The sequence below is a fragment of the Sphingobium terrigena genome (assembly GCF_003591655.1).
Classification (GTDB): Bacteria; Pseudomonadota; Alphaproteobacteria; order Sphingomonadales; family Sphingomonadaceae; genus Sphingobium; species Sphingobium terrigena.
This window is the reverse complement of the sequence record NZ_QVRA01000016.1, coordinates 1-25466: the sequence shown is the minus strand read 5'-3', so window position 1 is coordinate 25466 and position 25466 is coordinate 1. Positions and strand designations below refer to the sequence as shown.

Genomic DNA, 25466 nt, shown 5'->3' with positions numbered 1-25466 from the left:
CAACTTCAATTCGCGCCGCTCGTTCTCTGAGAGGGTATCAAACCGGACCGGCCGCACTTGGGCACCGAAATTCGGCGGCTGAACGTCTTGGAAGGGTCGATTGACCCTCGACCTTTTCATCAGGACTGGCAATATCGCCTTATGGCGTCCGATCGTAAAACCGTTGAATTCCTTGTTGAGCAGATGGCAGGCGGCGGTACCGTTTCAGCCAAGGCGATGTTTGGCGAATTCGGCATTTATTGCGATGGGAAAATGGTCGCATTGGTCTGCGACGACCACCTATTCTTAAAGCCCACGATTGGAGGGCGGGCATTCGCTGCCGGTGCGGAAGAAGCCCCTCCATATCCCGGTGCAAAGCCCTTTCTCCTGATCGACGCGGAAAAGTGGGATGACCGTGAGTGGCTTGCCGAGATCGTTCGTATCACTTCTCAGGAAGTACCTGCTCCCAAGGTCAGGACCAAGCGCAAATCCGGTTGATGCAACGCCTGGCAGAAGCCCGTGTTCGTTAACCTAATGTCCGCTTTTAGAATGTGGAGGTGGCATAGTTGAATGCCCGAGAAGGGTCGACCCTCGTCAGCCAGCCTTCGCAACATCCATCAGTTAGAGCCAGAGCAGCTCAGAAACTGGCGGTCAGATTGAACGAACCATATTTGGTCCAGCGCCCCGCCGGCGCGTTGGGTGCGTCGCGCAAGAAGCGGCCCTTGGCCAACAGCAGTCCGTCAAATTCGAAGCGCAATCGCGCCGGGATGAGCCAGTAACGCAGCCGTGCTTCCAGTTGGTGGCCGGCAAAATCCCCTGACCGACCCGATGCATCGCGCACCCCGGTCCCTGCAAAACTGTCCTCGCTGGCGGCCAGCCACATCGCCCGATACACCGCAAAGGCGTCGAGGCGCTTGCTGGGCGTGACCTCCAGCCTGATGCCAGGCGTCATGATGTTCGTGCGAGCGATCGCATTGTAAAGACCCGCTGGAGCCAGATCCGCCCGGCGCATGCCGAATAGTGTGTCGAAACGCCCATAGCGTCCGCCACGCCGGTCACCGCTGGCGCGGTCGAGTTCCACAGAGAGGCGGGGCTTCCATACAGCTGCAAAACTATAGCCGATATCGGCATGGATGAAGTTGGCGCTGACCGACTGGCGCGATGCAGCAGACGCAAGCGACGCACTGATGGCGCCGGTCTGGAAAAGGGCTTCGATTTCATAATCGAATTTTCCAACGCGCGGCTCTGCGATGATGCGAACCCCGAACGTATCGAGCGATCGGTCGCGCGTCGGCCGCCCGGGCGCATCGCGTTCGCCAAGATGATAATAGCTGATTTCGCCTGTTGCCGATCCCAGGATATTGCTCTTCGTCATCAGGCCTCCCCATAGGACGAGATCGAAACTCTCCCTGTCGAGCTTGACCCTGGCGTCGCGAAGATCCTTTGGATCGTCCGGCAGCCGGACCTGCGGCAGGGTGTAGATCAGCGTCGCCTTGATCCCCTTCGGCATGACCAGATCGGCGCGCCCGCCCGTATAGCCATTGGTGGTGTTGCGATAATCATCGGCCGCGACGAGACGCCGCGATCCCAGGTTCAGCATCATCCGCCCTGCCGTCAGGGTCAGTTTCGACCCCTTGCCGAAGGGTGCCAGGATGTCGGCCGCCACATAGGCCTGGACCGGCTCCAGCGCATTCACCTCCCCAACCGTAACAGGCGTGCCGGCATCGTCACCGAACACGCGACTGTCATAGAGTTCGACCCCCAACCGCACATCGCCCGTCCTATATTCGGCGAGAATGTTTGTGCGGACATTGAGCAGGTCGTCGCTAGCGTTGAAGCCCGTGCGCGCCTGTCTTTCGATCGCTTCGTAGCGGACGCGGATCGCCCCGCTCACGGTGAGACCGTCAGGCGCATCATCGGCCATTGCGACGGACGGCAGGCTGAGCGCGAGGCAGCAAGTCAGGGCAGCAGACAATCGGACAGGCGCAAGCGGCATAAGATATATATATTCCTTTAATCCGAATCAGATGATATATATGTTCTATCATGACGACAAGCGAACCCTCCATCTGGCTGGCCCTGCTGCACCAGCTTCCCGTCAAGCCGCCCTATCTGCGCGTGAAAATCTGGCGTCGCCTGCAGGCGATCGGTGCGGTGCCGCTCAAAAATGCGGTGCATGTCCTGCCTCTCCGCGACGAGCATGAAGCGGCGTTTCGCGGTCTGATGGCCGAGATCATCGAAGGCGGCGGCGAGGCGACCCTCATCGAAGCCCGGATGCTGGGCGGCCAGAGCGACGGTGATATCCGCGCGATGTTCGACGCCGCACGCGACTCCGACTATGACGACATAGCCCAGGCCGCGCGGCGGCTGATCGACACCGGCCCTGCCAGCGGCACCGATATCGCCAAGCTCCAGAAGCGGATGGCGGATGTCGTCCAACTCGACTTTTTCGGCGCGCACGGGCGGCAGCAAGCGCAAGCCGCGTTGGCGGATCTCGACAGGCAACGCTATCAGCATCCCGATGTCAGTCGCGATGAACCGGCCGCCGACCTGCCGCGCGATCTGAGGGGCAGGACATGGGTGACGCGCAGCGGCGTCCATGTCGATCGTATCGCCTGCGCCTGGCTGATCCGCCGCTTCATAGACCCGGATGCGACCTTCCGTTTCGTCGATGGCCGTAGCTACGCGCCGCAAAAGGACGAATTGCGTTTCGACATGGCGGATGCCGAATTCACCCATGAGGGCGAGAATTGCAGCTTCGAAACCCTGGTCGCGCGCGGCGGCCTGACCGATGATCCGGCGCTCATCGCCATAGCGGAGATTATTCACGACCTGGATATTGCCGACGGCAAGTTCGCGCGGCCCGAGACGGCGGGCCTTGGTGCGATGCTGTCGGGCGTCTGCGCCTCCACCGACGACGACCTGCAGCGCATCGCGACGGCCAGCGACGCGCTGAACCAGTTCCACGCCTATTTTTCGAACCGAAAGGCAGACCGATGACCGCAACCGGCTCCATGCTCGCCGATCCATCTGGGCCGAAAGCGAGCGATCATGGCATCCCGCTTGGGGAGGCGACCCGCATCTGGGCGCGCATCGCCGCATTGAGTTTTGGCGGACCGGCCGGCCAGATCGCGGTGATGCACCGCATTTTGGTCGAGGAGAAACGCTGGATCGGCGAGGAGCGGTTTCTCCATGCGCTCAACTATTGCATGTTGCTGCCCGGCCCGGAGGCGCAGCAGTTGGCCATCTATATCGGCTGGCTGCTGCACAAGACGCGCGGTGGGCTGATCGCGGGCGCGCTCTTCGTTCTGCCCGGTTTTCTCGCCATATTGGCCTTGAGCTACCTCTATGTGCTGCTGGGTCAGTTGCCGCTGATCGAGGGCATATTCTTCGGGCTGAAGGCCGCTGTGCTGGCCGTGGTGGTCCAGGCGGTCGTGCGCGTGGGATCACGCGCGCTTAGGAATAATGTCATGCGCGGCATCGCGGTTGCAGCCTTTGTCGCGATCTTCTTTCTCGACGCACCCTTTCCCCTGATCATACTGGCGGCCGGTCTCGGCGGCTATATCGGCGGGCGCAGCGGGCTGCCCCAGTTCAAGGGCGGCGGCGGTCATGGCTCAACAGGTGGTGAGGTCGTCCATGACCGGGACACCGCGCTGGGTGAAGCCTTGCCCGACCATGCGCGACCCGATCTGGGGTGGTCGCTGCGGATATGCGCGATCCTGTCATTCCTCTGGCTGGCGCCCGTTGCCGGGCTGTTCCTGATCCTGGGGCCGGACAATGTGTTCACCCACATCGCCACCTTCTTCAGCCAGATGGCGGTCGTGACCTTTGGCGGCGCCTATGCCGTTCTTGCTTATGTGGCGCAGAAAGCGGTCGGCACGTTCGGCTGGCTGCGCCCCGGCGAAATGCTCGATGGCCTGGGCATGGCGGAAACGACGCCTGGCCCGCTCATCATGGTGACGCAATTCGTGGGATTTCTGGCCGCCTTTCGCGATGCGGGCACGATGGCGCCCCTACTGGCGGCGACGCTGGGCGCGATCCTCACGACCTGGGTGACGTTCGTGCCCTGCTTCCTGTGGATCTTCGCCGGCGCGCCCTTCATCGAGCGGCTGCGGGGCAACAAGGCGCTCTCGGCGGCCCTGACCGCCATCACCGCAGCGGTCGTGGGCGTCATCTTCAACCTCGCCATCTGGTTCGCGATCCACACCTTGTTCGGCCAGACGATGGCAGTCCGTTCGCCGACCGGCAGCTTCGACGTTCCCATTCCCGTTTCCATCAATATAGCAGCGGTCGTGCTGGCGGCCGCCGCCGCCGTCGCCATCTTCAGGTTCAAGCTGGGCGTATTGACGGTTCTCGCCGGCTGCGCGACGCTGGGCGCGATCTACACCCTTACCGTCTGACAGGATCTGTAAAAATGGTTGATGTCTCTCGTCGTACCGCCTTTCAAACCCTGGGAGCAGGCGCTCTGGCCATGGCCGCCACCGATACGGCAAGCGGACAAGTCGCCGCGCCGCCCGCCGCCTTGCCGCCAGCCTTTGCCGGCACGCACCAGCCCAAGCCGCTGCGCTTCGATCCGGCGAAGCTGGACGGGCTGTCGGAGCGCCTCATCCGGTCGCATTGGGAGAATAATTATATCGGGTCGGTAAAAACCCTCAACATGGTCGAAACCCGGCTCGCCGCCGCGCTGGCCGATGTGGACATGCCGCCGGTCCTCTATGGCGGCCTCAAGCGCGAGGAATTGCACCGGACCGGATCGGTCATTCTCCATGAGATATATTTCGATGGACTCGGCGGTAATGGCGAGGCCGCTGGCTCCATTCGCGCGGCGCTCGCCAAAGCCTGGGGATCGTTCGAGACATGGGAGAAGGATTTCCGGCGCACGGGCCTGTCGCTGGCCGGCGGATCGGGCTGGGTGATCCTCGCCTATAATCTCCATACCCGTTCGCTGCACAATCATTGGGCCTGGGACCATATGCATGGTGCGGCCGCCGGCATCCCGATCCTCGCCCTCGACATGTACGAGCATAGTTTCCACATGGATTATGGCACGCAGGCCGCCAAATATATCGACGCCTGGTTCCGCAATCTCGACTGGCAGGCGGCCGACCGGCGCTATGCGCAGGCGATAGCGGTCGGGGCCAGCTGAGGTCGGCAGCGCCTATAGATATTTCGAGATCGTGCGGAATTCTTCGACGGCCGAACCCATGCCTTCCGTCGCCTGGGTGTGGCTGAGGCAATGGTCGAGATGATCGTGGATCAGTGCCTTCTTGGCGCTGACGATAGCCTTTTCGACCGCCTGGAGTTGCTGGGCGATGTCTGCGCAGGGGCGTTGGCTTTCGATCATCTCGACGATGCTGCGCAGATGGCCACCCGCACGGTTCAGCCGCTTTACGATCGCGGGATGGCTGTCATGCCGATGCTCGATGGTCACTCGTGAAAATTCCTCAGTGTCACAGCCTTTACCTATCCCCCTGGGGAGGATATTGCAACGATCTGTATATCCCCCCTGGAGGATATGGATTCGCTGGAGTCGCCCTTGCTTTCCGTGCTCGCCAATCGCACCTATCGCCATCTTTTCTGTGCGCAGGTCATCGCATTGGTGGGCACGGGCCTTGCGACCGTGGCGCTCGGTCTGCTGGCCTATGACATAGCCGGCGGCAATGCCGGGGCGGTGTTGGGGACGGCGCTCGCGATCAAGATGATCGCCTATATCGGCGTAGCGCCCATTGTCGGCGCTTTTGCCGATCGCCTGCCGCGCCGCGCCTTTCTGGTGGCGATGGATATCGTGCGCGCCGCGGTTGCCCTCTGCTTGCCATTCGTCGATCAGACGTGGCAGATCTATATTCTGATATTCGTCCTGCAATCGGCATCGGCGGCTTTCACCCCGACCTTCCAGGCGACCATTCCCGATGTCCTGCCCGAGGAACGCGACTATACCCGCGCGCTCTCCCTATCGCGGCTCGCCTACGACATGGAAAGCCTGACCAGCCCGATCCTTGCCGCTGCGCTGCTTTCGGTCATCAATTTCCACTGGCTGTTCTCGGGAACGGCGATCGGCTTCCTTGGATCGGCGATGCTTGTCGCCACGACCGTCCTGCCCAGGGTGGCAAGCGCCGGGCCAGGACAGCGCGATATCTACGCCAGGACCACGTGCGGCACACGCATCTATCTCAAGACCCCGCGTTTGCGCGGGTTGCTTGCCCTCACGCTGGCATCGGCGGCGGCCAGTTCCATGGTGATCGTCAACACGATCGTCATCGTGCGTGACAGGCTGGGCCTTGCCCAGAGCGATGTGGCGCTGACCCTCGCCGCCTATGGCGCAGGGTCTATTCTGGCAGCACTGACATTACCCCGACTGCTCGATCGGATCGCGGATCGCACCATCATGCTGAGCGCAGGGACGGCGATGGCGTCGCTGCTCGCATTGCTGGCCGTCGCGACTTTCCGGTACGGCGCTGCGCCGGGCTTCTGGTGGGTCATCCTGGGCGGATGGTTCCTGCTTGGGATCGCCTATGCGATGAGCATCACCCCATCGGGTCGATTGCTCAAGCGATCGGCAACGGCCAGCGACCGCCCTGCATTGTTCGCCGCGCAATTTACCCTGAGCCATTGCTGCTGGCTTTTATGCTATCCATTGGTCGGGCAGCTTGGCGCCAATGTGGGCCAGGGTGTCGCTTTTCTCATGATGGCGGTGATCGCCAGTGTCGGAACGGGATTAGCCGTTTTCCTGTGGCCTGCCGGCGATCCGGACATTGTGGCGCACGATCACCCCGAGCTTGAACGCGATCATCCCCATGTCCGAGAGGCGCATGGCGATGATCGCCACCATATATTCATTATCGACGACCTGCACCAGCATTGGCCCCGCCAATGAAGGGAAAATATCGTCTGACCGCCGCAGCATCTTGTGAACTGCCTGCGCTGCCTATACTCCTTGCCGCATGACGGTCGCGCCAATCCGGCAGCGTGCTTATGCAACGCCCCACAACCCAAGGCGCAGCTTTGCGCTTCTGGGCGTGCTGGCGCTGCTTGGCATGATCATATTGTCGACCTGGCACGATGCCTTGCCGCATGTTCATGCCTCAGCGCAGACGGTGAGCGTCGGTATCGACCATCATGACCATGACGACGTGGATGACCACGCCTCTTCGGATCAGGACGATTTCTCCGACCTTGTCCATGTCGCCGCCCATGTGGTGGCTCAAACCGTTGCCGTGCCTGCGGCGCCTGTCGTCGCGCAGGCCATGATTTCGTCTGCGATGTCCTGGGGCGTGGTCCCGGTCGATGACATCGGGTCGGTCAGGCCGCAATCCTTGCTTCGCCCCCCACGAATCTAATTGCGAGCGCGTTTCGTCGCGCCCGTTTTTACGCATTCGTTCAGGGGAATATTTGATGAAAGCCTTTAGAGGCCGGCTGCCGCATTGCGCGGTATCCGGCGTGGTCGTGGCGACGTGCCTTCTGGCGGCTGCCGGGACGGCGTGCGCGCAAGTCGCGCCGCCCTATGCAACGCTATTGCGGCAGAGCGCTGACGCGCCGCGCCTTGCGCTCAGCGAAGCTGAAATCCGGCGCGCCGAAGGCTTGTCGGAGCAAGCGCGGGCGCGGCCCAATCCCAGCGTCAGTTTGATGACCGAGAATGTCACAGGGTCCTCGCCCTATCGTGGCTTTGATCGGGCCGAAACGACGCTGCAATATAATCACACGCTGGAACTGGGGGGCAAACGTGGCGCCCGGATCGAGGCTGGCGAGGCGGGTGTGACCGCGTCGAAGGCGCGCGATCAGGACGCCCGCGCTGCCTATGCCTATGATCTGGCCCTGGCCTACGCGGCGGCCGAAGCCGCAGACAGCCGAAACGCACTGGCCCAGGACGAGGTCGAAGAGGGCGAGGCCGATCTGGGCGCCGCAAGGGCGCTCGTCGATGCCGGCAAGGAAGCCAGGCTTCGGGCGCTCCAGGCAGAAACCTCACTCAACGAAGCCAAGGCCGCGCTGCACCTTGCGAACGCCAATCGCATCGCGGCCTTTGCCCGCCTGTCCGCCCTGACGGGGTCGCAAACCCCTTTTGCGAGCCTGGCCCAATCCGTGCTGGACTTGGGGGCAAAGACACCTGCCGTCGGACCGGTCGATCCTCTTGCCAGCCCTTATTATCTGGCCGCGCAGGCGGAGCGCGAAGCCGCCAATCGACGGCTGAAAGCCGAGCAGCGGCGGGCCGTGCCGGACGTCACCGCCAGTATCGGCGTTCGTCGCCTCGAATATGATAATGCCACGGCGCTGCTGGGCAGCCTGTCCTTGCCGCTCCCGATCTTCGATCGCAATCGCGGCAACATAGCGGCCTCCCGCGCGGAAGCCGACGCCGCGCAGGCGCGGCTTGCCATGGCGCAGAATGATGCGCGGGCGGAAGCGCAGGCGTCGGCTGCCCAATTCCATGCCGCCATGGCGCGCGTGACCGCCGCGCTGGGCGCGCAGGCGACCGCCGACGAGACCTATCGACTGGCCCGCATCGCCTATGAAGCCGGCAAGTCGTCGATCATCGAACTGCTCGCCGCGCGCCATGGTCTTGCGATCACGCGCGGCGGCGTCCTCGACGCGCGCCTAGCCGCTTTCGAAGCGCGCGCGCGCCTTGCCCGTCTGACGGGCAGCACCATTTCCGGAGATCCGATCCAATGACGCCTGACAACAGACTTTATGCCGGCGCCGCGGTCGGTCTTATCCTTGCCGCTCTTGCAGGCTTCGGGCTGGCGCGCATGACCGCGCCCGACGCGCCGGTCGTGCAGACCCAGGCGGCAGCGCCTGAGGCTTCAGCCGATACCGTCGATATCGATGCGGCAGGGATCAGGATGTCGGCCATCACTATCGCGCCCGCAGCGGGTACGGCGCTGTCAGGCATCATAATGTCCAGCGCGAGGGTAGAGGCGACCCCCGATGCGGAAGCCGTGCTGACCGCAAGGGCGCCCGGCACCATCACCCGCATCTTCAAGCGGATCGGCGATAGCGTCCAGGCGGGGGAGACGATTGCCCTGGTCGAAAGCCGGGACGCATCGACCATCGCGGCGGACAGGGGAACCGCCTCCGCCCGGGTGACGCTGGCGTCCCGTCAACTCGCCCGCGAACGAACCCTGCTCAACCAGGGCGTTTCACCGCGTGCGGACTTCGAAACCGCCCAGGCCAATCTTGCCGTTGCCCAAGCCGAGGCGCGCCAGGCAGAGGCCGCAGCGCGTGCGGCGCGCGTTACCGGCGACGGGCGATCCGTCGCCGTGGTCAGCGCCGTGTCCGGCACGATCACATCGGCCCCTGCAAGCCTTGGGGCCTATGTGCAGGCAGAGACGGAATTGTTCAGGGTCGCCGATCCGCGGCGCATCCAGATCGAAGCAAGCGTCCCGCCCAGCGATGCTGGCCGGGTGAAGGCCGGCGATCGGGTTGAATTGGCGACCAATGATGGCCGCACGCTTGAAGGCCGGGTCCGGTCGGCCACCGGGGTCGTCGACGCCCAGACGCGGCAAGCCACCATCATCATCACGCCCGGCAGTGGCGCAAGCATGGTCGCGCCGGGTCAACTGGTGCAGGCGCGCATCTTCGCCACGGGCGACGTCGGCGTCGCTGGCGGCGGGGTCACCGTGCCGCAGGACGCGGTGCAGACGATCGGCGACCATGATGTCGTCTTCGTCCGCACCCGATCCGGGTTCAAGGCGCAGCCGGTCCAGATCGGCAGTCGCAGCGGCGGCATGGTGTCGATCGCCGCGGGCCTCAAGGCGGGGACGCCGATCGCCACAACCAATGCCTTCCTCCTCAAAGCCGAACTTGAGAAGGAAACGGCAGAATGATCGGGCGCATTCTCAGCCTGTCCGTCAGGATGCGATGGCTGGTGGCGTTTCTCACGCTACTGGTCGTGGCCTTTGGCGGATGGCAGATCACTAAGCTGCCGATCGATGCCGTGCCAGACGTCACCAATCGACAGGTGCAGATCAGTACATTCGTGCCCTCGCTGGGGCCGGTCGACGTCGAGAAACAGGTCACTTTCCCCGTCGAAACGGCATTGGCCGGCATTCCCGGCCTTGAAATGACGCGGTCCTTCTCGCGGAACGGCTTCAGCCAAGTCACGGCTGTATTCACCGACAGCACCGACGTCTATTTTGCCCGTCAGCAGGTCACAGAGCGCCTGGCCCAGGCCAAGGACAGCCTGCCCGACGGCGTCCAACCCAACCTCGCGCCGCTCAGCACCGGCCTTGGCGAGATCTTTTTCTACTCGGTCGCCTTCCGCCATCCCGACGGCAAAGGCGTAAAGGCCATAGATGGAAAACCAGGCTGGCAGTCGGACGGCAGCTATCTGACGCCCGAGGGCGAGCGGCTGACGACCGAACTGGCCAAGGCCGCCTATCTGCGCACGGTGCAGGATTGGATCATTCGCCCGCAAATGCGCAATGTTCTGGGCGTTGCCGGCGTCGATTCCAACGGCGGTTATGTGAAACAATATCTGGTCGAGCCCAAGCTGAACGCGCTTGCCACCTATGGTCTGTCGATTACCGAACTGGCAGACGCCTTGGAGCGGGCGAATGTGTCGGCTGGCTCCAACTATGTGCGCCGCGCCGGGGAAAGTTTCCTCGTCCGCGCCGACGCGCGGCTGAAGTCGATCGAGGATATTCAGGACGCGGTCGTGGCCACCCGGGCAGGTGTTCCGGTGCGGGTGCGCGATGTAGGCGACGTCGTGATCGGCGGCGCCGTGCGCACCGGGTCGGGCAGTCGCATGGGTTCCGAAGCGGTCATTTCCACCATCTTGATGCTGGTCGGCGAAAACAGCCGGGTCGTGGCTACCCGCGTCGCCGACAAATTGGTCGATATCAACAAATCGCTGCCGCCAGATGTTTTTGCCGAGGCGGTCTACAACCGGTCCAAGCTGGTCAACGCCACCATTGCCACCGTCGAAAAGAATCTGATCGAAGGCGCGCTTCTGGTCATCGTCATACTGTTTCTGCTGCTCGGCAATATCCGCGCGGCGCTGATCACGGCTGCAGTGATCCCGATCACCATGTTGATGACGGCATCCGGCATGAACGCCCTTGGCGTATCGGGTAATCTGATGAGCCTGGGCGCGCTCGACTTCGGACTTATCGTCGATGGCGCGGTCATCATCGTGGAAAATGCGCTGCGTCGTCTGGCCGAGCGACAGGAACATGAAGGTCGTCTGCTGACGCTGGACGAGCGGATGAGCGAAACGATCGATGCGGCCAAGGAAATGGTCCGGCCTACCGTCTTTGGCCAGCTCATCATCTTTCTCGTCTTCGTGCCGTTGCTGACCTTCCAGGGGGTGGAGGGCAAGACCTTCGCGCCCATGGCGACAACCTTGATGCTGGCGCTTGCATCGGCGTTCGTCCTGTCGATCACCTTCGTGCCGGCGATGATCGCGATCGTCGTCAGCGGCAAGGTCAGTGAAACCGAAGTCAAGCCGATCCGCTGGTTTAAGGAGAAATATGCGCCGCTCCTCGACAAGGCAGTGGCGCGGCCGGTGCCGTTCGTCGCGGCCGGTGCGGGCATCTTCTTCGCTGCCGTTCTGGCGTTCGGCCTGCTGGGAGAGGAGTTCATGCCCCAGCTCGACGAGAAGGACATCACGGTCACCAACTTCCGGGTGCCATCCGCCTCGATCGACCAATCGACGCAAATGCAGCTTCAGATCGAGAATGCGCTCAAGACGCTGCCCGAGGTGGAACTGGTATTTTCCAAGAACGGCAATGCCGACCTTGGCACCGACCCGATGCCGCCAAACTCGTCGGACACCTATGTCATTCCCAAGCCGGAAAGCGAATGGCCGGCCGAGGTGACGTCGAAGGAAGATATCCTGCGACGTATCGAAGAGCGCATGAAGCCGCTCATCGGCAATCGGACGGAGATCCAGCAACCCATCCAGATGCGTTTCAACGAACTGATCGCCGGCGTGCGCGCCGACGTCGCGGTCAAACTTTATGGTGACGATCTGGAGGCGATGAGCGAGCAGGCTCGTCGCATCGCTGGCGTACTGCGCGGGATTCCGGGCGCAGGCGATGTCAGCGCCGAACAGACCGACGGCGCGCCGACGTTCGATGTCAAGATCGATCGGCAGGCTGCAGCACGTTACGGCCTCTCGGTGGAGGAAGTGGCCAACACTGTCTCTGCCGCGCTGGGTGGCCGGGAAGCGGGGCTGTTGTTCGAGGGCGATCGCCGCTTCGCGGTGGTGGTGCGCTTGCCCGATGCGCAGCGGGACGATGTCGAAACGCTGGGATCGATCCCGGTCATGCTGCCTGCGGCCGATGGTCAGGTGGCAGGCTCCATTCCGCTAAGGGAGGTGGCCCGGTTCAGCTATACGCAGGGGTTGAACCAGATCAGCCGCGAAAATGGCAAACGGATGGTGGTCGTTCAGGTCAACGTCCGTGGTCGCGACCTTGGCGGCTTCGTCGAGGAAGCCCAAAAGGCGATCGGCCAGATGCAACTCCCGTCAGGCATGTATACCGAATGGGGCGGGACGTTCGAAAGCCTGCAGTCGGCGCGTTTGCGGTTGATGCTGGTCGTGCCGATCTGCTTCCTCGCCATCTATGCGTTGCTTTATATGGCGCTGGGCGGCTTCATTCCGGCGGCGATCGTGTTCAGCGCGGTGCCGATGGCGCTGGCGGGCGGGGTGTTCGCACTTCTGCTGCGCGGCATCCCCTTCTCCATCACGGCAGCGGTCGGCTTCATCGCGCTGTCCGGCGTCGCGGTGCTGAATGGTCTGGTCATGATGAGCGCCATCGGCAAGCATCGCGAAGATGGCGCAAGCGAGGATGACGCCATTATCGGGGGGGCAATGGAGCGTGTCCGGCCGGTCCTGATGACGGCGTTGGTCGCCAGTCTTGGCTTCGTGCCGATGGCGCTCGCCACCGGCACGGGGGCGGAGGTTCAGCGGCCCTTGGCGACAGTGGTCATCGGCGGACTTATCACCTCGACCGCGCTCACATTGCTTGTGCTTCCCGCAATAACGGCGCTCGCGGCAAGGTGGCGAAGTTCTCGGAAAAAGGCCCGTTCGCAGCCGCTTGAGCCGTGAAAATGATCTGGAATCGGACGCTTGTAACGCCCGATTCCATGTCTTTTACAAAGCCTGTGAGCGAACGCCGAAAACATTCGATTTGATACGGAATATGCGAGGAATTCGGAGGATTATTCCGCGAAATGGCATTCAAACCACATCCTACGCCTCTCAATGTCGATACGAATTTGGGGAGCCAAGACAATGGCTGCACGCGAGATGGAAACGCAACGTGACCAGCGGCGCAATGGCCCCGGATTGCAAGCCGCGGGACTGTTGATCGCTGCGCTCATGATCAGCGGTTGTGGCGGGATACAGGAGAAAGCTGCTCCCGTCGTTGGATCGACAACGCATGCTCAGAGCGTCTTTGCGGCATGCTGGAAAACGGCTGGTGAAGGCCATGTGCGCGAGCGACGAGGCCCGCAGCATAGCCTTCGCTATTATTACGGCCTGCACCGGGACGCAGTCAGGGGGCAATGTCGTGCCTATGCAGACCGAACAAATGCGAGACTATGGGAGAAGATCAATAAGAAATATCCGGGGCTTTCTACTTCCCAGGCATTTGAAAAATCGTGCGGAAACGCCCTAAAAGTCGCGCATCATTACCAATATGACCTAACGCATTTCAGTGATCACTTGGCCTTGTGCCGCATGATGGCTGAAGAATTGGAAAATTGAATAGGTTGGAGACTCGTATGAGACTGGTTCGAACATTATCCGTCGCACTGGGTGTAAGCACGTTGCTGGCGGCAACCGCGCCGGTCGGTGCGCACGGCATCTGGTTCGCGCAGCGGGCGCGCCAACTGGCGCTGGTCTATGGCGTTGGCGCCGACGATCTGGACGCCGTCAAGCGCTTGCCATTGGTCAAGACGGTCACCGGCTATGACAGCGATTGGGCACCCGTCACCACCTCTCTTCGCGCCGCCGGTGCAATCCCGGTCGTCGACAGCGACGAACCGGTCGCGGCCGTCGCGGCCACCATGGATTATGGCTATTGGAGCAAGACCCCGGACGGAGAGTGGCATAACAAGGGCCGCGACGAAGTCCCCAACGCGACGCTTGCCGAGCATAATTTCAAATATGCGGTCCATCTGACGCAAGTGCCGACCAAGCCGGTGCCGCTGTTCGAGGGCCACACGCTTCAGGTCGTGCCCGCCGACCTTGCCATTCCCTAGAAAATGGGCGAGCCGATGAAGGTGCGCGTCTATTACAAGGGCAAGCCTGTCGCCGGTGCCACCGTGATGCAGGATTATGTCAACGATCCCGACGAAGTCGCCCCGGCCAAGACCGGCGCTGATGGCACCGCCACGATCAAGCTGCGCAACCAGGGCATCAACGTGCTGATGGCGATCTATGTTGGCCAGGCGACCGACAAGAAGGTCGATCATGAGGAATATCGCGCCTCGCTGTCCTTCGTCCTCCCTCACCTGCCCGAATAAGCCTTTCGGCCAATCCATTGGAGACATGCATTATGAAGATCGATCTTTTCCGCACGGGGCTTGCTGCCCTGGCACTTGCCGCGCTGCCCGCTTCCGCCTTCGCGCATGGCAGCATGAAGCCGCAACATGGCGGCCTCGTACATATGTCGGGTGAAACCCTGATCGAACTGGTGACCGGCCCCAAGGGTGTCGACGTCTATCTGAGCGAAGAAGATGAGCCGGTGCCTGCCGCCGGTTACACCGCCAAGCTCACCCAGACGGCAGGGAGCGCCAAGACCGAAGCGGCGCTCAAGCCTGCCGGGGGCAACAAGCTGACTGCTGCCGGCTTCAAGGCGGCCAAGGGCGCGAAACTCGTTGTGGCCCTGATCGACAAGAGCGGCGCGAAAATCTTCGCGACGTTCCAGACCAAGTAAAGGCGCCGACATGCACAGCGCGATCCGGTTTCCGCTCCAACCCCAGATATTGCGGCGGATCGTGCTGCTGCTTTTGGGCTTGGCCATGGCGTTCATGAGCGCGACGCTCTGGGCGCATGGCGTCAACGAGAATGACAAGGCCTTCATCGAAGGTGCGTCAGGCGTCAACATCATCCCCTATATGTATCTGGGGGCCAAGCACATGGTCACCGGCTACGACCATCTGCTGTTCCTGGCCGGGGTCATCTTCTTCCTCTATCGGTTGAAGGACGTCGGCGCCTATGTGACGCTGTTCGCGATCGGCCACAGCACCACGCTGCTGTTGGGCGTGATCTTCGACATTCGCGCCAACCCTTACATCATCGACGCGATCATCGGCCTGTCGGTCGTCTACAAGGCGATCGATAATCTGGACGGGTTCAAGACCTGGTTCGGCGTATCGCCCAATCCCAAGGCGGCGGTGCTGATCTTTGGTTTCTTCCATGGCTTTGGCCTGGCCACCAAGATCCAGGAACTGACGCTGGCCAAGGACGGGCTGATCCCCAACCTCATCAGCTTCAACGTGGGCGTTGAGATGGGCCAGTTCATGGCGCTGACCGTGATCCTCCTGCTGATGAACCTGTGGCGCATGTCGTCCAGTTTCAACCGAACGGCCACCGTCGCCAACGCCGCGCTCATGACCGCCGGCTTCGTCCTCATCGGCTTCCAGTTGGCCGGCTATTTTACCCAGGGTGCCTGACATGACCATGCAAACTGCTTCCGCACTTCCGACCTCGATCAAGCCCTCGCCTTCCACGCTTGCCAAGGCGACCGGCGGCGCGGCCATCGCGGCCGTTGCTATTCTCACCTTGTTCGTGCTGCCGGCCGAATATGGCATCGACCCCACCGGCGTCGGCACGGCGCTTGGCCTCAACGGCATGGTCACCGGCGAAGCGGCCGAAACAGCCCCCGCGCCCGCGCCGGAAGCTGCCGGCCCAACCGACATCGCGATTCCGACCAAGGCGACCATCGCCAAGTCGGCCGCATGGCGACAGGACGAGATGACCATCACTCTGGCACCTCATAGCGGGCAAGAGGTGAAGGCGCACATGGTCAAGGGTGACAGCTTCATCTTCCAGTGGAAGTCGACAGGTGGTCCGGTGAAGGCCGAAATGCACGGCGAAAAAACCGGCGTCACCGACGGCTCCTTCACCGACTATTGGAAGGAACTCGAACTTACCGGCGGTCAGGGCGACTTCACTGCGCCCTTCGATGGCACCCATGGCTGGTATTTCCGCAACAAGGGCGAAACGCCGATCACCGTCACCGTCAAGACGGTCGGCTTCTACAAGGATCTCTTCCTGCCCAAGGGTGAGTGAAGAGCCAGGCGAGGGATAATCAGATGAACAGCATTGCGGGCCAGGCGCCCCTTACAGCCCTAAACCCCGGCATGACATCGCCTGTCGCCGCTGCAAAGGCGCGCACGCGTTTGATCGCCATCGACGCGCTGCGTGGTTTGGTGATGCTGTTCATGCTGGTCGATCATGTCCGCGAAACATGGTTCCTGCATTTGCAGGTCACAGATCCCGTTGACGCGAATATAACCGATCCGGGACTCTTCTTCACGCGCCTGCTCTCCACCTTCTGCGCGCCGACTTTCGTCGCGCTGACCGGCCTTTCGGCATGGCTCTACGGCCAGTCGCATAGTCGGGCTCAGGTGTCTGAGTTCCTGCTGAAGCGCGGGCTTTTTCTGATCTTCCTGGAATTCACGATTGTCTGCTACGCTTGGCCAACACAGGCCAACACATTCCCGCCCCCCACCATCTGGTTCCAGGTGATCTATACGATCGGCATCAGCATGATCGCGCTGGCGGCGCTGCTCCATCTGCCGCGCCCTGCGCAGTTCGCTCTGGGTTTGGCGATCGTCTGCCTTCACAATCTGCTCGATCCGATTCGCTTGAGCCCGGATTCTCCCTTCTTCATTCCATGGGCGATGCTCCATCAGCGCGACAAATTCGAGATCGCCGGGATCCTGTTCAAGACGACGTATCCGGCGCTGCCCTGGATCGGCATCATCCTGTTAGGCTATGCCTGCGGTCCGTGGTTCGCGCGGGGCACCGATCCCAAGCCAAGGATCAAGCGGCTGGCTATGCTTGGCCTGGGCCTGCTTGTCGGCTTCCTGCTCATCCGCACGCTCAATTTCTATGGCGACAAGCCCTGGTTCATCGCGGACACGTCGTTGCGAACCGTCATGAGCTTCCTCGCGCTCACCAAATATCCGCCATCGCTGCTCTTCCTGATGCTGACCGTGGGCACCGGATGCCTGTTGCTGGCGCTGTGCGAGAAGTTCGAGGATAGCAAGATGATGCCGACGCTCGCCATGCTGGGCGGCGCGCCGATGTTCTACTACATCCTCCATCTCTACACGCTCAAGCTGCTCTACAATATCGCGATGCTGCTTTACGGCCCGACGAAGGGCGCCGTGTTCGGTGTCGATAATCTGAGGTGGGTATGGATCTGGGTGTTTATATTGATCCCGGTTCTCTATTTTCCAACGAGATGGTTCGCCCGGCTCAAGCAGCGCCGCAAGGATATCTGGTGGCTGAAATATCTTTGATTGCGAGATTGTAGTGAGATGCCGCTGGTTCAATGTCAGCCAGAAAGCAGCTTCGTTGCAGCATGAATCGGAGCAGCTGCCAGTCCGGCTTTGCAGCAGTTTGCGAGCTTACAAATAGAATTGCGGACGGTCTGCTGTTGCGATGAGAAATTTGGTCGCCAAACGGCTGATTCGGGTCGAGGGCAGAGATCACCTGTTAACACGGATCGCACGCGCCGGTGGCCAACCAGCTGTCAGACAATGTTTGGTGATTTGGGCACGTCGGCAACACCGCACCGTTCAGGCAATACCCGCACCACCGGTGACGNCGGTGATATAACTGCCCTCCTGCGACGCCAGCAGCACATAGATGGGCGCGATCTCGACGGGTTGGCCGGGGCGGCCGAACTGGCTCTGCTCGCCGAATTTCGTGACCTTTTCCTGCGGCTGACCCCCAGTGGATTGCATAACCGTCCAGAAGGGGCCGGGCGCCACGACATTGGCGCGGATGCCTTTCTCGATCAGTTGCTTGGCCAGCGCCTTGGTATAGGCCACTATCCCCGCCTTGGTCGTCGCATAGTCGAGGAGGATGGCCGATGGATCATAGGCCTGGATCGACGCGGTCGTGATGACCGAGGCACCGGCAGGCAGATGCGGCACCGCCGCCTGCACGATCCAGTGCAACGCATAGAGGTTGGTCTTCATCGTGCGGTCGAAATCATCTGAGCTCAGCACCTGCACATCGTCCCGGAACTGCTGACGGCCCGCATTGATGACCAATATGTCCAACCCGCCAAGACCGGCGACGGCATCGTCGACCAACTGGCGGCACCAGGCTTCATCCATCACGTCGCCGGGAAGCGCGACGGCTTTGCGCCCCTCCGCTTCGATCAGAGCTATCACGGCCTGCGCATCGCTCTCTTCGCTGGGCAGATAGGCAATGGCGACATCGGCCCCTTCCCGTGCGTAAGCGATAGCCGCTGCCCGACCAATGCCGGAATCGCCACCCGTGACGAGCGCCTTGCGCCCCTTAAGCTTGCCCGACCCCACATAGCTCTCTTCGCCATGGTCCGGTGTCGGGTCCATCTGCGCCGCTATGCCTGGGGCTGGCTGGGGCTGCTTGGGGAAAGGCGGTTTGGGATATTGGTCGCGTGGATCTTGCAGGGTGAGGCGATCGGCCATGATGGCTCCTTGCTGATGAATGGCGAGCGGACATTTCGCCGTCGCTCCGAAGGCTGAAGGTCGAATTACGAGCCACCCCGGCCGCCAGTTCCTGCGTTAGGCTTGGCCATGCCCCGGTTCACCGAATGACGACGTCTTTGGCCGCAACAGACTAAAGATCGGGCAGGATCTGGTCGGCTCTGCCCCAATGGGCCAGATCCTTGGAAGCGGCGCGCTTCAGCATTTCGCCTGCGTCCCCGATATGCCATTGGTCCGGGCCGTCCAGCGTGCGCAGTTCCTCCCAGCTGAGCGGCACCGCGATCGGTGCGAACGGCCGCGACCGTGCGCTATAGGGCATGACGGCGGTCGCGCCGCGCTGGTTGCGCAGATAGTCGATGAAGATCTTGCCCGTCCGCTTCGCCTTGGCGAGCGCAGCCGTAAATCGGTCGGGGTCGGCCTGTGACAGCGCGGTGGCGAAACGATGCGCGAAATCCTTGACCTGCGGCCACTCGGCGCTGGGGGTCAGCGGCGCGATCACATGCACGCCCTTGCCACCGGTCATCATCGGAAAGGTGACGAGCCCCATCTGCACCAGCATATCCTGCAGATGGAAGGCCGCCGACACCACATCCTTGAACGCCAGCCCCTCGTCGGGATCAAGATCGAACACCAGCCGGTCGGGCTTCTCGACATCCTCGATCCGGGCACCCCAGCCGTGAAATTCGATCGTCCCCATCTGAACGCAGGTCAGCAGCCCTGCGGGCGTATCGACGAACAGATAGGGTTCTTCATGGCCGTCCTTTTCCAGGATGCCCACCTGTTTGACGTCGTCGCCGAAACTGCCAGCATCATGTTTTTGGAAGAAGCATTTCTTGTCGCGGCCTTGCGGGCAGCGCACGAGGCTGATCGGCCGACTGCCTGCCCAAGGCAGCATGATATCCGCTACCGCTTCATAATAGTCGGCTAGCTCGCCCTTGGTGAGCTTGCCCTCCGGGAAGATTACCCGGTCGCGATTGCTGATCTTAACGCCGTTGGTCGCGGCGGGCTGCGTCGCCTGTTCGACGGGCGCTTCGACCTCCAGCACCACCGCTTCCGGCTTCTTGTCTTCGCGTAATCCGAGATAGCTTGAATGGCGCAGCACGCCTTCGTCGGTAAATTCCGCAAAGGCGACCTCGGCGACCAGTTTCGGTTTGATCCAGTGTGCGTTGCGTACTGCCGCGCGCGGGGCCTCGACCGTCGGCGTCTTCCGGGCTAGCGGTGCCATCAAGGCCAGCAGCCGCTCCATCTCGTCCGCTGAAAAGCCGGTGCCGACTTTCCCGGCGAACCGAAGCGTGCCTTTGTCATGGACGGCCAGCAGCAGCGAACGGAACCCGCGCTGCTTGTCCGAGGGCAACCAGCCCACAATCACGAACTCCTGACGGCGGGTGCATTTGGTCTTGACCCAGCCGCTCGATCGCGATCCGGAATAGCGGGCATCCCCCCGCTTGGAGATGACGCCTTCAAGTCCCGCGCCGCAAAAGCGCTCGAACAACTGCTCGCCGCGCCCGATGATATGGTCGGAATAGCGGATATGGCCCGCGCCATCGCCGAGCAGCGTGGCGAGCATCGCCTTGCGTTCAAGCAAGGGCCGCCCGGTCAAATCCTCGCCATTCAATGCCAGCAAGTCGAAGGCCATATAGTCGATTTTTCCGGGATCGTCCTTGAGCGCCGCCTGCAAACCCTGAAAGCTGGTGCGGCCATCGGCTAGGATCACCACGGCCTCGCCGTCAATCAGGGCGCTTGATGCATCCAGCTTTGTCGCGTCGGCGATCAACCCGGCACAGCGATCGGACCAGTCGAGGCCGGATCGTGTATAGGCGCGGCCATTGCCGCCGCCGATGGCCAGCAACGTGCGATAGCCATCATATTTTAGCTCATGGAGCCAATGACTGCCTGCAGGCACATGGTCGACAAGTGTCGCCAGTTGCACAGGCTGAAAAGGCGGCGGGACATCGCCCTTGGCATTCCCGCGCGCAGTCGCCTTCGCCTTTGCGACTTTGCGCTGGGAAATGGGTTTGCCAGCGGCGATTTCCTCCATCGTGCGGCCACTGTCGATGCTGGTGAGATGGTGACTGACCAGATCGTCCGACCCGCCGGCAAAAGCGTCGCTGACTTTGCGCAATATCCAGTTTTCGCCGCGCTCCTTTCCGCGTGGCTTGAGCCGGAACAAGACCCACTCTCCCTGCATCCGGCGGCCATGCAGGATGAAATGGAGATGCCCTTCGGCCAGTGTCTTGCACGGGTCTTTACCTGCTATCGGTTCCCATGTGCCATTGTCCCACAGCATGACGGTGCCGCCGCCATATTCCCCTTTGGGGATCAGGCCTTCGAACCGTGCATAATCAAGCGGGTGATCCTCGGTTCGCACCGCCAGGCGTTTGTCGTCGGGATTGGCGCTCGGCCCACGGGTGACGGCCCAGCTAACCAGCACGCCGTCCAGTTCCAACCGGAAGTCATAATGCAACCGCGACGCTGCATGTTTCTGGACGACAAAGCCGTTGCCGGCCGTCGGAAACTCCGCACCAGCAGGCTCGGCCGTGCGTGCGAAGTCACGCTTTGCCCGATAGAGGTCGAGACTGTCTTTAGGGCTTTTGTCCTGCGCCTTTGCCATGTTGGTTCGGTCCGTTGCTTTGCCCCTCAATCCGCAAGCGTGCCAACTCGTTCCGGGGGTATCGCAAACGATCACGCCTCCGCATCGATGGCGCGCGCGAAGCGGTAGCTGGTCTGCTCGAACGTCGAAGCCCGAAAGAAATTATGCGCATTTTTGATGTCGATGTCGCTCATCGCTTCGATCCGCGTGCATCCTGCTTCGCGCAGCGCCGTTGTCGCAGCATCCAGCATGGCAGTCGCGATGCCTCGGCGGCGATGCGCCCCATCCACCAGCAACACAGTAATCCGGCCGATCAGGCCATGGTGAAGCGTGGGTATCAGCGTCCAGCCGCAACAACCGACGATCCCCTCCAGAACAGCGACGATCGCGCCGCCTCTAGCCTTCCTGACCCGCTCAAGATTATGCGCGACACCGTGTTCATCGATGGTCGTTTGGGCAAGCTGGCGCAGCAGCACCGCCATGCCTGCCGCATCGGTCCGCTTGGCGGCGCGAATGCGGAGCGGGGCCGGTTCGGGCGTGGGCGCAGGCTTGGCCGCTATTTTCTTCGCGGGCGTTGGCGTCTGCCCGATGGAACGCCTCGCGCGCGGTCGGAGGGCGGGCTCGACGTTTTCATGCGTCGCTGTTGTCGCTTTCCTTGTCGGTGCGGCACATACAGGCATGGCGTGAGCCGATGCCTTCCAGCTGCTTGTCGCGCCCTTGCGCAGAAACGCTTCGATATCCTCCAGCGAGGCGGTCAGCCCATCATCGCCAACCCCGAGCAAAGGCTTCCCGCCCGCATCGGTGAGCCCATATTTGCCATAATCACCCGCACCAACCTTGCGCCTGCGGGACTTTACCAGCTTGAAACCACGATGGGCGGCCATTTCACGCAGCGTCTGATCCCTGGTCGCGTCACTCATGATCCAGGGACGTCCCCGTCACGCCCGCTTTTTGGCGGATGTCTTGCCTGCCGACTTCGCGTCGCTCTTGGCCGCTACCTTGCCCGCTGGCTTCTTCGCCGTCGCCTTGGCCTTGCTGGCCGGGCCGATGGATTTCTTGAGTGCCGCCATCAGATCGACGACGTTATTCCCACGTGGATCAGCACCGCCTTCATCGTCGCTGTCGATGTTAAGCGTCTTGCCCTTCTTCTTATGCTCGATAAGCTCCTTCAGCGCATCGACGTAGCGATCGTGAAAATCACTCGCGTGGAACTTACCGGTCTTCTTGTCGATCAAGGTCGTGGCGAGATCGAGCAATTCGTCATCCGGCTCGCCATCGCCGATCTCGTGGAAATAGCGCGCAGCTTTGTTGACTTCATCGGCATACCGCAACGTCTCCATCACCATGCCGCGCCCGCATGCCTTGATGCTGACGACATATTCCCGGCCGCGCATCGCGAGTTGGCCAAGGCCAACCTTCCGGCTGCGCCGCAACGCTTCGCGTAGGACGATGAAGGCTTCCTCCGCCAGGTCGTCGGCGGGCACGACATAATAGGGCTTTTCGAAATAGATCATGTCGATGTCATGCGCATCGACGAACTGGGTCAGCTCCAGCGTCTTCTTGCTCTCCAGCTTGACGCCTTCGATCTCTTTCTCGTCCAGCAGCACATATTCGCCTTTGGCATATTCAAAGCCTTTGACGATGTCGTCCAGGTCGATCGGCCCGATGCCAGGCACGATCTTCTCATATTTAATACGCTTACCCGAAGGCTCATGGATCTGGTTGAAAGCGATCGTAGCACCGCTTCTGGTGGCGGAATAGATCTCGACAGGGATGGAGACGAGCGCGAGCCGGATCTGGCCTTTCCAATAGGGTCGTGCAACCATGATCATCTCCTGTCGGTCTATGGCAACAACCCTTCGCGCATGGTCCCGTTCCGGTTGAACGCGAAGTGCCCGCTATCGGCTTCGGGGATAATGATCTGTAGCCAGCGCTGGCGTCGGTAGCCCAATACCCTTGTCCGTTTCAAGCTGTCGGCGATCTGCTTGATAAACTGGTGACGGCCAAACGTGAGAAATCTTCCTCTAAGCCGGTTCTGAACGGCGCATAGGACCGAGAGCAGACCGACGCTTGGAGCGAACGAGGCCGTCTAGGGGTCCAGAGTTCTCGCGGACAGCCGCTGATCAACCAAACCGACGACCGATGACGCATAGAATTTCGATTGGATCATGACACATAGGATACCATTCAAGGCGACGCGACCCTGCATCGGCGAATGCGCTAATGACCGGGCACCGGCTTTTTAATAAAGCCAGCGGCAGCTTCGGCTTACGTCCCCTACCACACAGTCGTCTAAAGGCCTGTCTTGCGCGTCCAGAATGGGAAAGCAGACTGACCGCACCTGGGTATGGAAAGTCGGCGACTGAGTGGCCGGAATGGGTCGGTTTTCCTAAGTGCCAAACGCCGTGTAGTGAGACAATCCTGCCATCCAGTGCCTTACTGAACGGCATCGCAGAATCACTACGAAGGGCCAGTTCCGGAACGGCGGCTCCCAAGAAGCCTGCGCCGGGTGCTAGCGTCATCGACTTCTCGGTCGGAATAGCACCGCATGATTGAGCTTTGCCTTGCTTCGACCGTGCCTCTCGTTTCATCTGCCTGAATGGGGGTGCGCGTGCCAAACTATTACGAGATTCTAGGGGTCGATCGGAGCGCCGAGCAGGAGGTCATCGACGCCGCCTACCGGGCGATGATGCGGCGATATCATCCTGACACCTTCACCGGACTGAAAGCCGAGGGTGAGCGCCGCGCAAAGCAACTCAACGAAGCTTATGCCACCTTGCGCGATGCTGAGCGTCGCCGCGCCTACGACGAGACGCTCGGGCCGGCAGCCCCAAAGACCGCGCCGGTTCGAGAGGCCTTGGCAAATCCGAACCCGCCCTCGGCTCGGCACCGGGGCTTGCTCATCGGTGGATTGGCGATAGCAGCCGTCATCACGGTTGTCGCTTATGCGAACCGACAGGCGCCACCGGCTCCCATAGCCACCGCCAGCACGCCAACGGCCTTCCCCAAGCCCGCGCCCTCGCCAGTTGCGAAGACAGCGCCGTCGCCGTCGGCATCGTCTACGACGCTCGCAGCCTGCAAAGGCATGACTTGCCGAGTGCTGACGCCGTTTGGCTGGGGCGGGATCGAGGCCGGTGTAACGACGGACAGCGCGCAGGCGGCATCGGGCCTTAAAATCGGCGACGATGGCCATTACACCGAGGCTGGCGACGGGACGTGCCTTGCCTATGAGGTAATCGGAGGACCCAAGAATCTGCAGATGCTGGTCGAAAGCGGGGTGGTGACGACGGTCGAGGCCTATCTCGATCCTCCCGCACCGACCTTCATGACTGACCGTGGAGTGAAGCTCGGCGATTCTGAGGCGGCGGTGCGCCAGGCCTATGCCGGGCTCAAGCAGCTGCCGGACATCTACTCCGAGCCGCCCGATAAAAAGCTCTTCTATTATGAACCGGGCGGAGAACGCGGCATCAAATTCTCGATAAACGGCGGGAAAGTCAGTGGGATCTCAGTTGGTTCGCCCAGCATCGAATATGTCGAGGGCTGTCTCTAGGCGAACACCATGGCACGACGAACATGCATCATCTGTGCCGAGCCCGCCGGATCGCGCGAGCATCTCTTCCCCGCCGCATTGGGTGGCCGCCGCGTTAACAAGCGCATCTACTGCGCGCACCATAATCACGCGCTCGCTGATGGCGCCGGCGTGCTGGCCGAGCAGCTACGGACAATCAACGCGATCCTCATGGTCGAGAGCGATCGTGATCGCAGCGTCCCGCATAAGTGAACGGCGTATGTTGGTCGACATCCGTCGGAAAAGCGGAACGTCTGCTGCTGGAGATAGAAAATCGGGCGCTGAGCGTCCGGCATGGGTCGACACCGGTAGGCTTCCGTATCGGGTTCTGATTAGATCGCGCGGGTCGGCAGCTACAAAAGGCTAATCAAGCAGATCTGGCGACGAGAAATCTCGCAAAACTGCTCTATCACGCCCTCCGATTTTTGTCTGAGCCGATGTCGATGTTGACATTCTCACCGAAAATTTCTTGGCTTCACCTCGATGCCCTCGGTCGGCTTCCCGGGCATGATGCCTGATCCCAGCCGCAGGTCAGGGATGTATATCTCACGCGCTTTTCGACCGAGCAATTTGCTGTCCGGGTCCCGGGGATCAGGTCCGCCGCCACTCTTCGCGCCATCGCCGCGCGCCGGGCGGAAGACGTTGGAAAGATCGCTCCGTTCGCCCACGCTTGCCAGTAAT

At 61.7% G+C, this 25466-nt stretch carries 25 protein-coding genes; 18 read left to right on the top strand and 7 right to left on the bottom strand.

The window, feature by feature from the left end; all coding sequences use genetic code 11:
• Positions 1–57: 57 nt before the first annotated feature.
• Positions 58–477: a TfoX/Sxy family protein gene (locus tag D0Z70_RS16315; protein ID WP_235209612.1), complete on the top strand. Its 420-nt coding sequence runs from the start codon at positions 58–60 to the stop codon at positions 475–477.
• 139 nt (positions 478–616) lie between these two features.
• Here D0Z70_RS16315 and D0Z70_RS16310 read toward each other — a convergent pair whose 3' ends face one another.
• Positions 617–1903, bottom strand: coding sequence for an alginate export family protein (locus D0Z70_RS16310; RefSeq protein WP_414711431.1), 1287 nt, complete (start codon positions 1901–1903; stop codon positions 617–619).
• A gap of 122 nt (positions 1904–2025) precedes the next feature.
• Here D0Z70_RS16310 and D0Z70_RS16305 point away from each other — a divergent pair, with 122 nt between their 5' ends.
• From D0Z70_RS16305 to D0Z70_RS16295, 3 genes are all read left to right on the top strand, one after another.
• Positions 2026–2979: a chromate resistance protein ChrB domain-containing protein gene (locus D0Z70_RS16305; RefSeq protein ID WP_081764061.1), complete on the top strand. Its 954-nt coding sequence runs from the start codon at positions 2026–2028 to the stop codon at positions 2977–2979.
• Positions 2976–4379, top strand: coding sequence for a chromate efflux transporter (chrA, locus tag D0Z70_RS16300; RefSeq protein ID WP_174827277.1), 1404 nt, complete (start codon positions 2976–2978; stop codon positions 4377–4379). Before D0Z70_RS16305 ends, chrA begins: the two co-directional genes overlap by 4 nt.
• Positions 4380–4450: 71 nt before the next feature.
• Positions 4451–5125 (top strand): superoxide dismutase, encoded by a 675-nt coding sequence (locus tag D0Z70_RS16295; protein WP_043150357.1) that lies wholly within the window; start codon positions 4451–4453, stop codon positions 5123–5125.
• A gap of 12 nt (positions 5126–5137) precedes the next feature.
• Here the strand turns inward: D0Z70_RS16295 and D0Z70_RS16290 are convergent, their stop codons facing one another.
• Complete coding sequence (locus D0Z70_RS16290) at positions 5138–5410, bottom strand: metal-sensing transcriptional repressor (protein ID WP_130752821.1); 273 nt, start codon at positions 5408–5410, stop codon at positions 5138–5140.
• Positions 5411–5494: 84 nt separating this feature from the next.
• On the opposite strand from D0Z70_RS16290, the gene D0Z70_RS16285 reads away from it, so the two are divergent.
• From D0Z70_RS16285 to D0Z70_RS16240, 12 genes are all read left to right on the top strand, one after another.
• Complete coding sequence (locus D0Z70_RS16285) at positions 5495–6853, top strand: MFS transporter (RefSeq protein ID WP_441347669.1); 1359 nt, start codon at positions 5495–5497, stop codon at positions 6851–6853.
• A 67-nt stretch (positions 6854–6920) separates the two neighbouring features.
• A complete protein-coding gene (locus tag D0Z70_RS16280) occupies positions 6921–7316 on the top strand; it encodes a hypothetical protein (protein ID WP_043150358.1) in 396 nt (131 codons plus the stop codon).
• Between the two features lie 55 nt (positions 7317–7371).
• A complete protein-coding gene (locus tag D0Z70_RS16275) occupies positions 7372–8640 on the top strand; it encodes a TolC family protein (protein ID WP_086486057.1) in 1269 nt (422 codons plus the stop codon).
• Positions 8637–9794 carry an efflux RND transporter periplasmic adaptor subunit gene (locus D0Z70_RS16270; RefSeq protein WP_043150359.1) on the top strand — a complete coding sequence of 386 codons (1158 nt, stop codon included), beginning with the start codon at positions 8637–8639 and terminating at the stop codon, positions 9792–9794. The genes D0Z70_RS16275 and D0Z70_RS16270 overlap by 4 nt, the downstream gene beginning before the upstream one ends.
• Positions 9791–13018 carry an efflux RND transporter permease subunit gene (locus D0Z70_RS16265; RefSeq protein ID WP_086486056.1) on the top strand — a complete coding sequence of 1076 codons (3228 nt, stop codon included), beginning with the start codon at positions 9791–9793 and terminating at the stop codon, positions 13016–13018. Before D0Z70_RS16270 ends, D0Z70_RS16265 begins: the two co-directional genes overlap by 4 nt.
• Before the next feature lie 186 nt (positions 13019–13204).
• Positions 13205–13678 carry a hypothetical protein gene (locus D0Z70_RS24655; protein WP_130752820.1) on the top strand — a complete coding sequence of 158 codons (474 nt, stop codon included), beginning with the start codon at positions 13205–13207 and terminating at the stop codon, positions 13676–13678.
• Between the two features lie 17 nt (positions 13679–13695).
• Positions 13696–14175, top strand: a complete 480-nt coding sequence (locus tag D0Z70_RS25445; RefSeq protein ID WP_239018957.1) for a hypothetical protein — start codon at positions 13696–13698, stop codon at positions 14173–14175.
• A 3-nt stretch (positions 14176–14178) separates the two neighbouring features.
• Positions 14179–14439: a DUF4198 domain-containing protein gene (locus D0Z70_RS25440; protein ID WP_239018956.1), complete on the top strand. Its 261-nt coding sequence runs from the start codon at positions 14179–14181 to the stop codon at positions 14437–14439.
• Positions 14440–14471: 32 nt separating this feature from the next.
• Positions 14472–14852 carry a hypothetical protein gene (locus D0Z70_RS16255; protein ID WP_043150362.1) on the top strand — a complete coding sequence of 127 codons (381 nt, stop codon included), beginning with the start codon at positions 14472–14474 and terminating at the stop codon, positions 14850–14852.
• A 10-nt stretch (positions 14853–14862) separates the two neighbouring features.
• Positions 14863–15591, top strand: a complete 729-nt coding sequence (locus D0Z70_RS16250) for a HupE/UreJ family protein (protein WP_043150364.1) — start codon at positions 14863–14865, stop codon at positions 15589–15591.
• 1 nt (position 15592) lies between these two features.
• Positions 15593–16210 carry a hypothetical protein gene (locus D0Z70_RS16245; protein WP_043150366.1) on the top strand — a complete coding sequence of 206 codons (618 nt, stop codon included), beginning with the start codon at positions 15593–15595 and terminating at the stop codon, positions 16208–16210.
• Between the two features lie 71 nt (positions 16211–16281).
• Positions 16282–17448, top strand: coding sequence for an acetyltransferase domain-containing protein (locus tag D0Z70_RS16240; RefSeq protein WP_051519896.1), 1167 nt, complete (start codon positions 16282–16284; stop codon positions 17446–17448).
• 279 nt (positions 17449–17727) lie between these two features.
• Here the strand turns inward: D0Z70_RS16240 and D0Z70_RS16235 are convergent, their stop codons facing one another.
• The 4 genes from D0Z70_RS16235 to ku form a co-directional block, all read right to left on the bottom strand.
• Positions 17728–18609: an SDR family oxidoreductase gene (locus D0Z70_RS16235; protein WP_119748302.1), complete on the bottom strand. Its 882-nt coding sequence runs from the start codon at positions 18607–18609 to the stop codon at positions 17728–17730.
• Between the two features lie 151 nt (positions 18610–18760).
• Complete coding sequence (ligD, locus tag D0Z70_RS16230) at positions 18761–21238, bottom strand: DNA ligase D (RefSeq protein ID WP_086486054.1); 2478 nt, start codon at positions 21236–21238, stop codon at positions 18761–18763.
• A 71-nt stretch (positions 21239–21309) separates the two neighbouring features.
• Complete coding sequence (locus D0Z70_RS16225) at positions 21310–22137, bottom strand: GNAT family N-acetyltransferase (RefSeq protein WP_086486053.1); 828 nt, start codon at positions 22135–22137, stop codon at positions 21310–21312.
• Between the two features lie 18 nt (positions 22138–22155).
• Positions 22156–23043 carry a non-homologous end joining protein Ku gene (ku, locus tag D0Z70_RS16220; protein WP_043150451.1) on the bottom strand — a complete coding sequence of 296 codons (888 nt, stop codon included), beginning with the start codon at positions 23041–23043 and terminating at the stop codon, positions 22156–22158.
• Between the two features lie 773 nt (positions 23044–23816).
• Between ku and D0Z70_RS16215 the strand changes: the two genes are divergently transcribed.
• Positions 23817–24767, top strand: coding sequence for a DnaJ domain-containing protein (locus D0Z70_RS16215; protein WP_051519885.1), 951 nt, complete (start codon positions 23817–23819; stop codon positions 24765–24767).
• A 9-nt stretch (positions 24768–24776) separates the two neighbouring features.
• Positions 24777–24998, top strand: coding sequence for a hypothetical protein (locus tag D0Z70_RS16210; protein ID WP_043150372.1), 222 nt, complete (start codon positions 24777–24779; stop codon positions 24996–24998).
• Between the two features lie 242 nt (positions 24999–25240).
• Here the strand turns inward: D0Z70_RS16210 and D0Z70_RS25205 are convergent.
• A partial coding sequence (locus D0Z70_RS25205; RefSeq protein WP_220475657.1) for a hypothetical protein occupies positions 25241–25466 on the bottom strand: 226 nt, incomplete at its 5' end.

What these genes read in the sequence shown, in the direction of transcription:
- D0Z70_RS16250 (WP_043150364.1), top strand. Translation starts at nt 14,863, where the DNA reads ATGCACAGCGCGATCCGGTTTCCGCTCCAACCCCAGATATTGCGGCGG.
- D0Z70_RS16285 (WP_441347669.1), top strand. Translation starts at nt 5,495, where the DNA reads ATGGATTCGCTGGAGTCGCCCTTGCTTTCCGTGCTCGCCAATCGCACC.
- D0Z70_RS16310 (WP_414711431.1), bottom strand. Translation starts at nt 1,903, where the DNA reads ATGGCCGATGATGCGCCTGACGGTCTCACCGTGAGCGGGGCGATCCGC.
- D0Z70_RS25445 (WP_239018957.1), top strand. Translation starts at nt 13,696, where the DNA reads ATGAGACTGGTTCGAACATTATCCGTCGCACTGGGTGTAAGCACGTTG.
- D0Z70_RS16305 (WP_081764061.1), top strand. Translation starts at nt 2,026, where the DNA reads ATGACGACAAGCGAACCCTCCATCTGGCTGGCCCTGCTGCACCAGCTT.
- chrA (WP_174827277.1), top strand. Translation starts at nt 2,976, where the DNA reads ATGACCGCAACCGGCTCCATGCTCGCCGATCCATCTGGGCCGAAAGCG.
- D0Z70_RS16215 (WP_051519885.1), top strand. Translation starts at nt 23,817, where the DNA reads ATGGGGGTGCGCGTGCCAAACTATTACGAGATTCTAGGGGTCGATCGG.
- D0Z70_RS16255 (WP_043150362.1), top strand. Translation starts at nt 14,472, where the DNA reads ATGAAGATCGATCTTTTCCGCACGGGGCTTGCTGCCCTGGCACTTGCC.
- D0Z70_RS16295 (WP_043150357.1), top strand. Translation starts at nt 4,451, where the DNA reads ATGGCCGCCACCGATACGGCAAGCGGACAAGTCGCCGCGCCGCCCGCC.
- D0Z70_RS16275 (WP_086486057.1), top strand. Translation starts at nt 7,372, where the DNA reads ATGAAAGCCTTTAGAGGCCGGCTGCCGCATTGCGCGGTATCCGGCGTG.
- D0Z70_RS16225 (WP_086486053.1), bottom strand. Translation starts at nt 22,137, where the DNA reads ATGAGTGACGCGACCAGGGATCAGACGCTGCGTGAAATGGCCGCCCAT.
- ku (WP_043150451.1), bottom strand. Translation starts at nt 23,043, where the DNA reads ATGGTTGCACGACCCTATTGGAAAGGCCAGATCCGGCTCGCGCTCGTC.
- D0Z70_RS16265 (WP_086486056.1), top strand. Translation starts at nt 9,791, where the DNA reads ATGATCGGGCGCATTCTCAGCCTGTCCGTCAGGATGCGATGGCTGGTG.
- D0Z70_RS16210 (WP_043150372.1), top strand. Translation starts at nt 24,777, where the DNA reads ATGGCACGACGAACATGCATCATCTGTGCCGAGCCCGCCGGATCGCGC.
- D0Z70_RS16280 (WP_043150358.1), top strand. Translation starts at nt 6,921, where the DNA reads ATGACGGTCGCGCCAATCCGGCAGCGTGCTTATGCAACGCCCCACAAC.
- D0Z70_RS25440 (WP_239018956.1), top strand. Translation starts at nt 14,179, where the DNA reads ATGGGCGAGCCGATGAAGGTGCGCGTCTATTACAAGGGCAAGCCTGTC.
- D0Z70_RS16245 (WP_043150366.1), top strand. Translation starts at nt 15,593, where the DNA reads ATGACCATGCAAACTGCTTCCGCACTTCCGACCTCGATCAAGCCCTCG.
- D0Z70_RS16270 (WP_043150359.1), top strand. Translation starts at nt 8,637, where the DNA reads ATGACGCCTGACAACAGACTTTATGCCGGCGCCGCGGTCGGTCTTATC.
- ligD (WP_086486054.1), bottom strand. Translation starts at nt 21,238, where the DNA reads ATGGCAAAGGCGCAGGACAAAAGCCCTAAAGACAGTCTCGACCTCTAT.
- D0Z70_RS24655 (WP_130752820.1), top strand. Translation starts at nt 13,205, where the DNA reads ATGGCTGCACGCGAGATGGAAACGCAACGTGACCAGCGGCGCAATGGC.
- D0Z70_RS16240 (WP_051519896.1), top strand. Translation starts at nt 16,282, where the DNA reads ATGACATCGCCTGTCGCCGCTGCAAAGGCGCGCACGCGTTTGATCGCC.